This is a genomic window from Streptomyces sp. NPDC097617 (genome assembly GCF_044761485.1).
Lineage (GTDB): Bacteria > Actinomycetota > Actinomycetes > Streptomycetales > Streptomycetaceae > Streptomyces.
In genome coordinates this window covers 97,507-109,515 of record NZ_JBIWCL010000012.1, presented here as the reverse complement: position 1 = coordinate 109,515, position 12,009 = coordinate 97,507, and the positions used below count along the sequence as shown (strand labels likewise).

The 12,009-nt window shown below is 70.9% G+C and carries 12 protein-coding genes; 3 read left to right on the top strand and 9 right to left on the bottom strand.

The annotated features are described in order from the left end of the window. Positions 1–171: 171 nt before the first annotated feature. On the bottom strand, positions 172–834 hold the full coding sequence (locus ACIQZO_RS20640; RefSeq protein WP_403627987.1) for a TetR/AcrR family transcriptional regulator: 663 nt from the start codon (positions 832–834) through the stop codon (positions 172–174). A 461-nt stretch (positions 835–1,295) separates the two neighbouring features. Between ACIQZO_RS20640 and ACIQZO_RS20635 the strand changes: the two genes are divergently transcribed. Beyond that, on the top strand, positions 1,296–1,541 hold the full coding sequence (locus ACIQZO_RS20635) for a WhiB family transcriptional regulator (RefSeq protein WP_403627986.1): 246 nt from the start codon (positions 1,296–1,298) through the stop codon (positions 1,539–1,541). Here ACIQZO_RS20635 and ACIQZO_RS20630 read toward each other — a convergent pair whose 3' ends face one another. The 8 genes from ACIQZO_RS20630 to ACIQZO_RS20595 form a co-directional block, all read right to left on the bottom strand. Beyond that, the gene (locus ACIQZO_RS20630) at positions 1,542–2,123 is read right to left on the bottom strand and encodes a hypothetical protein (RefSeq protein ID WP_403627985.1); all 582 of its coding nucleotides are present in this window, start codon (positions 2,121–2,123) and stop codon (positions 1,542–1,544) included. After that, positions 2,120–2,740, bottom strand: a complete 621-nt coding sequence (locus ACIQZO_RS20625) for a hypothetical protein (protein ID WP_403627983.1) — start codon at positions 2,738–2,740, stop codon at positions 2,120–2,122. Before ACIQZO_RS20625 ends, ACIQZO_RS20630 begins: the two co-directional genes overlap by 4 nt. Beyond that, complete coding sequence (locus ACIQZO_RS20620; RefSeq protein ID WP_403627982.1) at positions 2,737–3,870, bottom strand: hypothetical protein; 1,134 nt, start codon at positions 3,868–3,870, stop codon at positions 2,737–2,739. The genes ACIQZO_RS20625 and ACIQZO_RS20620 overlap by 4 nt, the downstream gene beginning before the upstream one ends. Then, on the bottom strand, positions 3,863–4,165 hold the full coding sequence (locus tag ACIQZO_RS20615) for a hypothetical protein (RefSeq protein ID WP_403627980.1): 303 nt from the start codon (positions 4,163–4,165) through the stop codon (positions 3,863–3,865). The genes ACIQZO_RS20620 and ACIQZO_RS20615 overlap by 8 nt, the downstream gene beginning before the upstream one ends. Before the next feature lie 72 nt (positions 4,166–4,237). Next, positions 4,238–5,209 carry an acyl-ACP desaturase gene (locus ACIQZO_RS20610; RefSeq protein ID WP_403627978.1) on the bottom strand — a complete coding sequence of 324 codons (972 nt, stop codon included), beginning with the start codon at positions 5,207–5,209 and terminating at the stop codon, positions 4,238–4,240. A gap of 298 nt (positions 5,210–5,507) precedes the next feature. Next, entirely contained in the window at positions 5,508–7,148 is a 1,641-nt protein-coding gene (locus tag ACIQZO_RS20605; RefSeq protein WP_403627977.1) for an ABC-F family ATP-binding cassette domain-containing protein, read from the bottom strand. A gap of 185 nt (positions 7,149–7,333) precedes the next feature. After that, the gene (locus ACIQZO_RS20600) at positions 7,334–7,750 is read right to left on the bottom strand and encodes an SsgA family sporulation/cell division regulator (RefSeq protein WP_403627975.1); all 417 of its coding nucleotides are present in this window, start codon (positions 7,748–7,750) and stop codon (positions 7,334–7,336) included. A gap of 230 nt (positions 7,751–7,980) precedes the next feature. Next, positions 7,981–9,438: a purine-cytosine permease family protein gene (locus ACIQZO_RS20595; RefSeq protein ID WP_403627973.1), complete on the bottom strand. Its 1,458-nt coding sequence runs from the start codon at positions 9,436–9,438 to the stop codon at positions 7,981–7,983. 71 nt (positions 9,439–9,509) lie between these two features. On the opposite strand from ACIQZO_RS20595, the gene ACIQZO_RS20590 reads away from it, so the two are divergent. Further along, positions 9,510–10,250: a TetR/AcrR family transcriptional regulator gene (locus ACIQZO_RS20590; protein WP_403627971.1), complete on the top strand. Its 741-nt coding sequence runs from the start codon at positions 9,510–9,512 to the stop codon at positions 10,248–10,250. 49 nt (positions 10,251–10,299) lie between these two features. After that, positions 10,300–11,943 (top strand): amidohydrolase, encoded by a 1,644-nt coding sequence (locus ACIQZO_RS20585; protein WP_403627969.1) that lies wholly within the window; start codon positions 10,300–10,302, stop codon positions 11,941–11,943. Positions 11,944–12,009: the final 66 nt, after the last annotated feature.

Here is a 12,009-nt window from a genome sequence, read left to right as displayed (position 1 = left end):
AGATAACAACACGCCTACGGCCCGCAGGCCCGCCTCATCGAGACCGCCGGCCTCGGGCATCGCCGTATCCTCACCGACCCCGCTGTCATCGGGGCGGCGGTCGAGTTCGCGGTGTCGCAGGCAAATGCCACGGCCGAGCCGTCCACCGCCCGTCGCGTGTGACCGGCGGGGTCAGGACGGCGAGCTGAACACGGGCGGTCGTTGCGGGAGTTCCTCCGGGGCGGCCGCCACCGCACGCAGCCGGCCGAGGATGCCGCGGCCGGCCCGCTCGTAGGCGAGCGGGTCCCCGTGCAGGACGGAATGCCCGTTGGCCAGTTCCATCAGGGCCGTCAGCTCGAAGGCCAGCTGCGGTACCTCGTCCGCGCCGACCGGCTCCCTGAACCCACCCGCCAGCCGCGCCTCGTCCAGCAGGCGCTCGACGTAGCGCGTCCAGTCGGAGCGCGCCTTGGCGACCTCGTCCCGTACCGGCCCGGGGCGTGCGTCGAACTCGGCGGATACGGAGTAGAAGAAGCACCCGCCGGGGAAGACCCGGCGCCCGGAGTAGCCGAGCCAGCGCTCGCACAGCCGCCACACCTTGGGCAGGCCGTCGGGATCCCGGTGCACGGGCCGCACGACCTCGTCCCGGAACACCTCGACGGCGGCCCGGACAGTGGCGAGCTGCAGGTCCTCCTTCGACCCGAAGAGCGCGAAGACCCCGCTCTTGCTCAGACCGAGATCGGCGGCGATCTTCCCCAGGGACAGGCCTTCCAGGCCGTCCACGGAAGCGAGGCTCATCGTCCGGTCGAGCACGGCCCGCCGCGTCTGGTTGCCGCGTTCTACGCGTCCGTCAGCCATAGCACCATCTTACCGAACGCACGGTCGTTCACTCAGTGCGGGAAGAGCCTCGTTGTCAGTGGGGGGTGCGATGCTCGAAGGAACAGGGCAGCGCTGGAAGGTACGGCGGGGGAGGGAGTTCGGACCACGGTCACCACTGACTGCACATGGACGGCTCCCCGAACCGGGTGGACCTCGACGCTCCCGACATCGGCGGCGCCGCAGGATTCCATGAGGCGCGGTTCGGCCGGCACGACAGACCGAACGGCTTTCGCCGGCCCGGTGCAGGACTCCCAACGGCCGTACTGGCAAAGGCACTTCAAGGTACGCGGCAAAGGTGGAGGAGGCGGCGGCAAGGTACCGCTCACCCCGGCGCGGACGGCAGTAGCCGGCCGGTAGCCGACGCACCTGCGCCCGGTGCATGACAGCGTGTTGATCAGTCGTTGATCGGACGTCCATCCGCGGCGGTCAGGATCACCGGCATGTCGATTAACACCTCTACCGCAACCACTGACACCGCTTGGTACGACCTCGCCCTCTGCGCCCAGACGGGCCCCGGCTTCTTCTTCCCGGAGCCCGGTTCCTCGCTTCGCGACGCGAAGCGGCTGTGCGGGGCGTGCGAGGGGCGGGCTGCGTGCCTGGAGTACGCCCTGGCGAATGATGAGCGCTTCGGGGTCTGGGGCGGCCTCTCGGAGTCCGAACGCCTCGCCCTGCGCCCGCGTCGCTGATCAGGTGCGGGTCGCCTTCCCACTCCCACGTACCAACCCCACCCGCCGCGCGAGCTCGAACCCCTCGCCACCGCATTCCTCCCGGCGCGGCGTGTGGGGGACGACGCGCACGGGGTAATGCCCACCGACGGGCGACACGACGCCACCGAAGCGGGGGTCACCCGCGAACCAGATGCGGTCCGGGTGGTTGTCTTCCAGCGTTGCGAGCGGGACGGGGAACGGGATGATCCGGAACATGGCCGTGAAGTCCTCGCGGAAGGGGATGGCGACGGTCCTGGGGCTTCCGGGCGGCCTGCGCGGGTGCTGGCACGGCCACTCGCGCCACGGGTAGGTCTGGAGCACTGCTGCGACGCGCCGCCGACGAAAGTACGCGACGATCACCCAGGGCAAATAGGGTGTGACGAGAATGATCATGAGGGCAAGAGTCATGCCCGCGTAGGGGACAAAGCCGGTGCAGGCGAGGGCAGCCAGGGGCGGGCCGCCGAGGCTGAGCACCCATCCGAGGCGCCGTAGGGCCAGGCGCTTGTAGCCGACCACAGTCGGAGGGTGGTCCCAAGCAGACTTGGTGAGCGTGATGCTCATTGGAGCAACTCCAGGATGCGTGAGGTCCCGTTGCCCTTCGGCACACTCGGGTCGGGGTCGGTGAACTGGAGGGTGTGCGCGACCGCTTCGAGGATGTCCGTGTAGGCGTCCGAGTGTTGGGTGGAGGCGCTGGTCAGATCGAGGACAAGCAGATGAAGCCCGCCCGGATGGACGGTCGCGACTCTGGCCTGAAACAGATGATGGTCAACAGCGGGCACGGAAATGGTCCCTGCAACCAGGCAGCACGGAAGGGCTGATGGCAGGTCGACGGAGCGGCGGACGGCCCCGGTCCAGAGCGAGGAGCGAGCGATGGCAAGAGCCGTGCGTGCCACGGCGAGCCGGGGATTGGGTTGCTCGACCCGTCGGATCATCAGGGAGAACAACGAGGTCGCGACCCCGACCGGCTCTTCGGGATGAAAGCCGAGCGCGCTGTGCACGACGTCGTGCCCCGCCAGCTCCTCAAGGCCATTGACTAGGTGGGACAGTTCCCGCTGGGCAGCAGGGCTCTCCAATGTCTCCGCGATCGCGTCCAAGGACGCGGCATCGCCAGGGCCGACGTCATGGAAGCCCGGAGGGAGACGGAACCAGATCGGCGGGATGCTGCTCTGATGCGTCATGGCCTCAGCGCCGACCAGACGTGGCCTGATTTCCTGATCGCCGAGGGAGTGTCGTCGAGGACCCCGCGCGTGCCGTCCACCGCTGTTGAGCTGTGTTCGACCGTTTCATTGTCCGGGCCGTAGTCACCCGCGGCGGTCAGCGCGCCGGTACCCGCCACCGCCACGCCCACCCGGTCTCTGGCGTCCTGACTCGATGACCGCATGGCCCATCCGGTGAGGGGGCTGTCCAGCTGCCGAAGGTCGTCGGATGTGGACCACGCCGTCTGCCTGAACGCGGTGGCTCCGGGGGCGAGCCCCGTCAGGGCGCTTCCTTCCGGGGCCGCGGCCATTGCTGCCCGGGCTGCTGACGTGCCCGCCTTGGCGCCGGAGGCGACTGCTGCGACTCCCGGTACCGCTCCGACCGTGTCTCCGAGCAGTGTCACGCTGCTCTTCCAGAAGTCCGCGTCGAACTGGCCTTTCGTGAAGCCGTCGGACAGGGACTTGCGGAACTTCGGGTCCGAGGTGTGCATCGCCAGAGCCGCCAAGGACAAGCCGCTCCCGACAAGCATGATCGCGAGTCCCGCCGGCGGGCAGAGGAGGGCTACGCCCGCACCGATCGCGCCAAGGATCGCCGACGCGTTCGACATCGCGTCGGCCGGGTCGTCGACGATCTTGTTCCAGATGGAGGCCAGCAGGCCCGGTTCTTTCGGGGCCAGGCGGTCCGTTGCCGCGTTCAGGGTCTGTGCCACCCGGCGGGCCGCCGCCGCATGCTCGGCGGCGAGTTCGCGGGCCAGGCGGCGGGCGTCGGTGAGGGCCTCCTCGGTCTTCGCCGCGCCGGCCTGGGCCTCGTACCGGGTGGCCAGCGCGCGGTGGGAGACCAGGGTGTCGTGCCACCCCGTGAGCCGGCGGGCCGCGTCCGCGAGGGAGGTGTGGGCCGAGCCGAGGTAGCGGGGGAGGTCCTGCGAGAGGCAGGCGCGGAAGGCGGTGGCGGCCTCGCCCTGCCAGGCCGAGCTGTGGGAGACCAGGTCCTTCACCACCCGGGAGGCCTCCCCGAGGGAGGTGGCCGAGGCGCTGAGCTTCTTGGCCAGGGCCAGTACCGCGGCGGGGCTTCCGGGGGCCGGGTCGAAGCCCAGCGCCGCGTGCTCAGTCACGTGCGGCCGCCGCCCGGAGGAAGGCCGCGCGGATGGCCTGGTCCAGCTCCGCGTACTCCGCGGCGCTGCGGTCCACGCCCTCCCGTACGTCCTTGACGCGTTTGGTCAGCTCCCGCGCGCCGTAGGCCCAGCGTTCCTGGAAGCCGTCACAGGCCTTGTCGAGATCTGCCGTGCCCAGCTGGTCGGCCCGTACGTGGTCCAGTGCGCGCCGGGCGTCCCGCAGGGAGGCCAGTGAGGAGTCCAGGACGCGCGTCAGACGGGTCAGCTGGTCGATGTCCACCTGGAGCGAGGTCATGACGCGAAACCCTGGCAGAGCTCGGCTCTGCCAGGGCAATCGGCTTCACTCGCCCGAGCGAGCGGAAATCGGTCAGCCCTTGCGGGCGGCGAGGCGCGCGGCGCGGGCGGCGAGCTTCTCGTCGAACTTGCGGGCCTCGGAGTCCAGGCCGTTCATGAAGAGCCCGAGCTCCTCCTGGGCCTTCTGGCCCTCGGGGCCGAGGCCGTCAATGTCCATGATCTTCAGGAAGCGGATCACGGGGCTCAGCACGTCGTCGTGGTGGATCCGCATGTTGTAGACCCCGCCGATGGCCATCTGTGCGGCCATCCGCTCGAAGCCGGGCATGCCGTGTCCGGGCATCCGGAAGTTGACGACGACGTCCCGCACGGCCTGCATGGTGAGGTCCGGGGCGATCTCGAAGGCCGCGCCGAGCAGGTTGCGGTAGAAGATCATGTGCAGGTTCTCGTCCTGCGCGATGCGGGCCAGCATCCGGTCGCAGACCGGGTCACCGGACTGGTGGCCGGTGTTGCGGTGCGAGATGCGGGTCGCGAGCTCCTGGAAGGCCACGTACGCCACGGAGTGCAGCATGGAGTGACGGTTGTCGGACTCGAACCCCTCCGACATGTGCTGCATGCGGAACGCTTCGAGCTTGTCCGGGTCCACGGCGCGCGAGGCCAGCAGGTAGTCGCGCATCACGATGCCGTGACGGCCCTCCTCGGCGGTCCAGCGGTGCACCCAGGTGCCCCAGGCGCCGTTGCGGCCGAAGAGCGAGGCGATCTCGTGGTGGTAGCTGGGGAGGTTGTCCTCGGTCAGCAGGTTCACGACCAGGGCGATCTTGCCGATGTCGGTGACCTTGGACTGCTCCGGGTCCCAGGCCTCGCCGTCCTCGAAGAAGCCGGGGAAGTTCCGGCCTTCGCTCCACGGGACGTACTCGTGGGGCATCCAGTCCTTGGTGACCTTCAGATGGCGGTTGAGTTCCTTCTCGACCACCTCTTCCAGCGCGTACAGCAGCTTGGCGTCTGTCCACGCCTCCGAGCTACCGAGGTGGGGAGAGGTGATCGTCACGGGTACTCCTGGGTGCAAAGCGAATTACCTACGGTTCCGTAGCTTACGGAGTCGTAGGTTAAGCGCGACATCAAGGCCAGCCAACCCCGGGCGGGTGTATGTCTGGTTACATCCAGTTATCGGTGCAGTTTATAGGGGGTCTGAGAGGCGTCCGATGGGGCAAAATCACGCCGTCAGGTGCTTCGAAATTTTTACTTTTGACGGCCGGAACGGGTTCCGCTTCGCTGCCGTCCGTGGACACGGGTGTCCACGGACGGCAGCGAAGCGGGATCGGAAGCAGGGCCGGCAGCGGGCTCGCTCACTCGTGCCAGAGCGTCTCGCGGACCTCTTCGGCCGTCGTCGGCCGGAGCTCGCCGTCGAGCAGGAGCCAGCGCGTGATGCCGATCGACTCCAGGAACGGCACGTCGTGGCTCGCCACCACCAGCGCGCCCTCGTACGACTCCAGCGCGCCGGTCAGCTGCCGCACGCTGGCGAGGTCGAGATTGTTCGTCGGCTCGTCCAGCATCAGCAGCTGGGGAGCGGGCTCCGCCAGCAGCAGGGCCGCCAGCGCCGCCCGGAAGCGTTCGCCGCCCGACAGGGTGCCGGCCGGGCGGTCCGCCCGGCCGCCGCGGAAGAGGAAGTGCGCGAGTCGCGCCCGGATCAGGTTGTTGGTGGCCTGCGGGGCGAACCGTGCCACGTTCTCCACCACCGACCGGCTCTCGTCCAGGACGTCGAGGCGCTGCGGCAGGAACCTCGTGGTCACATGCGTCACCGCCTCCCCGGACCCCGGCGGGAGCTGCCCCGCGATCGTGCGCAGCAGCGTGGTCTTGCCCGACCCGTTGCGACCGACCAGTGCGATGCGCTCCGGACCCCGCAGTTCCCACTCGCCCGGGACCGAGGCCCCGTGCGCCAGGTGCACATCGCTCAGGGTCAGCACGCGCCGCCCCGGCGGGACCTGGGTAGCGGGCAGCTGGATCCGGATCTCGTCGTCGTCGCGCACCGCCTCCACGGCCTGGTCCAGCCGCTCCTTCGCCTGTGCCAGCTTCTCCGTGTGCATGATCCGGTGCTTGCCGGCCGACTCCTGGGCCGCGCGTTTGCGTGCGCCCATCACGATCTTCGGCTCGCGCTTGTTCTCGTACATCTTCTGTCCGTACCGCTTGCGCCGCGCCAACTTGACCTGTGCGTCGGACAGTTCGCGCTTCTGCCGTTGTACGTCGGCCTCCGCGACGCGGACCATCCGCTCGGCCGACTCCTGCTCGGCGGCGAGCATGTCCTCGTAGTCCGTGAAGTTCCCTCCGTACCAGCGGACTTCGCCGTCGCGCAGATCGGCGATCTGATCGACCCGCTCCAGTAGCTCCCGGTCGTGGCTGACCAGCAGCATCACCCCGGACCAGGATTCGACCGCCGCGTACAGCCGGCCCCGGGCCCGCAGGTCCAGGTTGTTGGTGGGTTCGTCCAGCAGTAGGACGTCGGGGCGTGCGAGCAGCAGGGCGGCCAGCCGCAGCAGTACGGACTCGCCGCCCGAGAGCTCACCGACGGTCCGGTCCAGGCCGATCCGGGCGAGACCGAGCTGGTCGAGCGTGGCCAGGGCCCGCTCCTCCACGTCCCAGTCGTCGCCGACGGCGGTGAAGTTCGCCTCGGTGGCATCGCCCGCCTCGATGGCGTGGAGCGCGGCGCGGGTGGTGTGGATGCCGAGGGCCTCGTCCACGCGCAGCGCCGTGTCGAGGGTGACGTTCTGCGGGAGGTATCCGACCGGGCCGGCGACGGAGGACTGGCCCTCGGTGGGGGCCAGTTCGCCGGCGATCAGCTTCAGCAGGGTGGACTTCCCGCAGCCGTTGAGCCCGATCAGGCCGGTGCGGCCGGGGCCGACGGCGAGTTGGAACCCGTCGAAGACGGGAGTGCCGTCGGGCCAGTCGAAGGACAGGGCGGAGCAGGTGATGAAAGCAGGGGCGTGACTCATGGAGGCCTCCAGGTTGCGTGAGTGTGCGTGCAACTCGGGGAGACAGCCGACGGCTCAGCCGTTGGGGGCGGTGGTCGGTGTCTCGAACCTCAGACGAGCAATGTCCTGCTCCGTTTCGACGGGGATGGGCCGTCTTCGAAGCTACGGGCGGCTGCGGCCGCCCGCAAACCAATTAACCCGGCGGCTCAGCAGGTGTCGCGCATCAGCTCGGCCAGGCTGTGGTCCATGTCGAGGTAGAGGTGCTCGAGGCCGGGCGGAACCACGCCCGCGGCCCGTTCCAGGAACCGGTGCAGTTCCGCCGTCAGCATCAGCACGATGGCGACGCCCTCCGTCGCGTGGAACTCGATGGTGGTCCGGTCGACGTCGTACGGGCGCACGCGTACGTCGCCGCAGCCCGACGGGCGGTCCAGCCCGGACTCCAGCAGCTCCCGCGAGAAGGTCCACGAGACCTCGACGCCCTCCAGCGTGGCCGGGGCGGGGAAGGCCATGCGCACGGCGAACGGATCCGCGCGGTCGTAGCAGAGGGTGACGGGCACGGTCTCGACCTTCGGCGCGGTGGCGACCAGACGGGCCTGTGCGGCCTGCTCGATGACAGTGATCAAGGCTCACTCCCTTGCGGCGGATCTGCTGCCGGACTGTGGGGTGGGGCCCGGCAACCCGATAGACGCCGGAATCGGCAAATCCGTGCATGGGCCGTTGCGTGAGCTGTGTCACCGATTGGCTTGAACCCTTCTGTGTGATCGCACAGAGTGACCGGGTGGAGGGAGATGCCGGAAGGCGGCCCCCGCACCGCCCGGGGGCCGGAGCGCCTCCCAGAAGGGCTGGTTACCGATCACTCCACAGGCCCAATCAGTCGCAACCGGACCATCAGGAGCGCGTAGAGGGCGGCGGCGACGGCCATGCCGGCCGGCAGGGAGAGATCCAGGCCGCCGAAGGCCGCGGCGATCGGCCCGGTGCAGAGCGTGTCGACGCAGACGGCGGCCGCGGCGAGCCCGGCGGCGAGCGCGAGGGCGCCCGCCGGATTGACGCCGCCGGTGTAGCAGAAGGGGCTGCCGGGGGTCTCGTCCGCGAGCGCCCGGCCGTCGTAGCGGAACCGGCGCAGCACGATGTCGGTGGCGTAGATGGCCATGACGGGTCCGATCAGGACGACGATCAGCCGGAGGGAGTTGCTGACGGTGTCGAGCAGGTTGGAGACGAGCAGGCCGTAGAGGGTCGGAGCGACGGCGACGGCCCCGTCGAACAGGACGCTGACGGAGCGGCGGATGCTCAGGCCGACGGCCTGCAGGGCGAGTCCGGCGCTGTAGGCGGTCAGGGCGTTGACGCAGACGGTGCCGAGGATCAGGGCGAGCAGGAAGACGGGGTAGAACCACCCGGGCAGCATCTCCTCCAGTGCGGCCTGCGGGTCGCTCATGTCGACCGCGGTCGCGGCGAAGGCGCCCAGGGAGGAGACGACGACGCTGGGCAGGAAGGCGCCGAGGGCGGTCCAGGCGACGATCGCCCTCCGCGAGGACGTACGGGGCAGGTACCGGGAGAAGTCGGCGCTCGTGGTGTACGACAGCGGGCCGGAGGCGATCAGGGTGGTGCCCGCGAGGAGCGCCGCCCAGAGGGCGGGGCCGGTCAGGGGAGGGGCGGGCCGGTAGGAGAAGTCGGTGTGCGCGAGCACGGCGACGGCGACGACGGCGAAGGCGGCGGCCAGCACCAGGGTCTTCGGGAGGTAGATCTTCATGATCATCGCGTGCCCGTAGACGCTGATGACCAGGGTGAACGCGGCGATGGCCACGATGACTCCGGCCTTGATCCCGGTGTTCGCCGTGATCCCGGCCTGTTCCACGAGGGCGAAGGCGGCGGCGGCCGCCGCGGCCAGATTGAGCGCGAAGTAGCAGACGGAGACCAGCCAGCCGCCGACCGCGTTCATCACGCGGTTGCCGATGACGCCGTACATCGCCCGGGTGATCACCTCGCTGGGAGCACCGGCGGCCGGGCCCGAGGTGGCGAGCAGGCCGGTGAGCAGCCAGAACAGGTTGCCCACCACGATCACGGCGACGGACTGCCACAGGCTCAGGCCCATCAGGACCAGCGCGCCGCCGATCACCAGGCTCAGGTAGTTGACGTTCGCCGCCGCCCACACGGAGAAGAGGTCGCGGGGGCGGCCGTGGCGCTCCGCATCCGGGATGTGGTCGATGCCGTGGGCCTCGATGCGGGTCGCCCGCTCCGGGGCCGGTGCGGCCTGCCCGAGCGCTCCGGGCGCCGGGTGCGAACCGGAAGGCGGGTCGGGGACGGTGGACGCCATGGGGGACCTCCGGGTGCTGGGCGTGTCCGCCTCGCTTGCTTATTGGTCGCACGCTCAATAGCATCTCCGGTATGTCGTCAAGCGTCCAGCGCAAGCGAATCCGCAAGTCACCGGAGGCCCGCCGGGCCGAGATCGTCGACTCGGCCGCCGCCGTCGCGCTGGCCGAAGGGCTGGAGTGCCTCACGCTGCGCCGGATCGCCGACGAGCTCGACGTCCGGCCGGGGCTGATCAGCCACTACTTCCCCTCGGTCGAGGACCTGGTCGCCGAGGCGTTCGGGACGGCCGCCGGGGCCGAGCTGGAGGTCCTGCTGCCGACGGGGCCCGCTGCCTCGCCCGATTCGGATGCGTCGCCCGGCCCGGATGCGTCGACCGGCCCGAATGCCTCGACCGGGTTGGACGCGTCGACCGGGTTGGACGCACGGACCGGACCGGACGCGCCGACCCCCACCGACCGGCTCGCGCGGTTCTTCGCCCGTACGTCTGGCGAGGCCTACGACGCCATCAGCCGGCTCTGGATCAACGCCCGCCACCTCAGCCGCTACCGTCCCGTCCTGCGCGACCGGGTCGCCGAGCAGGAGGCCGCATGGCGCGGCCGCCTGGAAGGCGTGATCGAGGAGGGCGTCGCGCGGGGTGAATTCCGTACGGATGAGCCGTACGTGACGGCCATTCAGATCCTGGTGGTCCTCGACGGCCTCGGCGTCCACGCCAACACCGATGACCGCGGGCGCCCCGAGGCCGTGACCCGGATGGCCGTCACCACCGCGGAACGCGAACTCGGCCTGCCCCGCGGCGCCCTCGCCCGCGACGCCTGACCATCTCCTGCGTCCCTCCCCGCCCCCGTCCCGCCCCGCTGGAGGCTCCGTGCGCACCCGTCTCGTCCTGCTCAACGCCCGACTGCTCGACCCGGCCACGGGCGGGTTCCTGCCGGACACCGCCCTGGCCGTATCCGGCGGGCTGATCACCGCGCTGGGCGACGACAGCCGTATCCGCGCTCTCGCCGACGCCTCGACGACGGTGGTCGACCTCAAGGGGGCCGTCGTGAGCCCCGGCCTGGTCGACGGCCATATCCACCCCGTCACGGGCGCCGAACTGACCCACGGCCTGGACCTGTCGGGCTGCACCGACCTGGAACAGGTACGCGCGACGCTCGCCGCCGGTGTACGAGCCCTCGCGCCCGGCGCCTGGCTGAGCGGCTGGGGCCTGGACCCGAACGCCTTCGGGGACCACCCCGTCGAGACCGCCCCCTTCGACTCCGTGCTCGACGGTGTCCCCGCCACCCTCCTGCTCTTCGACGCGCACTCCCTGCTGGCCAGCCGGCGCGCCCTCGAACTCGCGGGCGTCGACGGGCCGCGGTCCTTCGACCAGGCGTCCGCCGAGGTGGTCTGCGACGCGGCCGGCCGGCCCACCGGCCTGCTCCTGGAGGACGCCGCCTGCGACCTCGTCGAGCGCATCGCTCCGCAGTCGACCCGCGAGGAGCGCCGCGACCGGCTCGCCGCCGCCCTGCGCGCGATGGCCGCCGCCGGGCTGACCGGCGGCCACGCCATGGACGCGAACGGGGACAGCCTCGCCTTCTACTCCGAACTCGACGAGGCGGGCCGGCTGCCGCTGCGCCTACGGGTCGCGCCCTGGTGCCAGCCCGGCACCGACGCCGCCGGCGTACGCGCGCTCATCGCGCGGCAGGGGGTCGGCGGCCGGCTCTGGCGCACCGCCGGCGTCAAGATCTTCATGGACGGCACGATCGACAACGGCACCGCCTGGCTCGAACGCCCGGACCGCAACGGCGAGTCCACGCACGCTTTCTGGCCCGATCCCGAGGTCTACACGCGGATCGTGGGCGAGTTCCACCGGGCCGGCGTGCCCACCGCCACCCACGCGATCGGCGACGCCGCGGTCCGGCACGTCCTCGACGCCGTCGAGAAGGCCCGGGCCTCCGGCGGGAGCGCGCAGCGGTCCGCGACCGCGGTGCGCCACCGCGTCGAGCACATCGAGACCGTCCCCGACGAGACCCTGCGCCGGTTCGCCGAACTCGGCGTCATCGCCTCCGTGCAGCCCACCCACTGCTGCGACTTCACCCGGGCCGACCACACCGACAACTGGTCCCGCCGCCTCGGCGAGGAGCGCGCCTCGCGCGCATGGCGCTGCCGCGACCTGTGGGACTCCGGAGCCACCGTGGTGCTCGGCTCGGACTGGCCGATCGCCCCGTACCCGCCGCTCGGTGTCATGGGTGGCGCCCGCCACCGCCGGCCCAGCCGCGACCTCACCCGGGACCCGCACGGCCCCGAGCAGGCTCTCACCGCCCTCCAGGCCCTCCGCGGCATGACCGTCAACGCCGCCCGTGCGGCCGGCGAGGAGCACTTGGCGGGCCGGATCGCGCCCGGATACCGCGCCGACCTGACGGTCCTCGCCGACGACCCGCTCACCACGGCGGCCACCGAACTGCCGGACCTGCCCGTGCTGCTCACCGTCCTGGACGGCGGGGTGACGCACCGCGACGCGAGCCTGTGACCCGGTCAGGGCCCGTCCGGGGGCCGGGAGGCGCTCTGGACGGCGCATCGGGGGTGCGTTAGCTTC

Bases quoted from the DNA above. Each gene is read 5' to 3' on its own strand.
- ACIQZO_RS20635 (WP_403627986.1), top strand. From the start codon at position 1,296: ATGTCGATTAACACCTCTACCGCAACCACTGACACCGCTTGGTACGAC.
- ACIQZO_RS20605 (WP_403627977.1), bottom strand. From the start codon at position 7,148: ATGAGTCACGCCCCTGCTTTCATCACCTGCTCCGCCCTGTCCTTCGAC.
- ACIQZO_RS20625 (WP_403627983.1), bottom strand. From the start codon at position 2,740: ATGACGCATCAGAGCAGCATCCCGCCGATCTGGTTCCGTCTCCCTCCG.
- ACIQZO_RS20630 (WP_403627985.1), bottom strand. From the start codon at position 2,123: ATGAGCATCACGCTCACCAAGTCTGCTTGGGACCACCCTCCGACTGTG.
- ACIQZO_RS20590 (WP_403627971.1), top strand. From the start codon at position 9,510: ATGTCGTCAAGCGTCCAGCGCAAGCGAATCCGCAAGTCACCGGAGGCC.
- ACIQZO_RS20595 (WP_403627973.1), bottom strand. From the start codon at position 9,438: ATGGCGTCCACCGTCCCCGACCCGCCTTCCGGTTCGCACCCGGCGCCC.
- ACIQZO_RS20615 (WP_403627980.1), bottom strand. From the start codon at position 4,165: ATGACCTCGCTCCAGGTGGACATCGACCAGCTGACCCGTCTGACGCGC.
- ACIQZO_RS20640 (WP_403627987.1), bottom strand. From the start codon at position 834: ATGGCTGACGGACGCGTAGAACGCGGCAACCAGACGCGGCGGGCCGTG.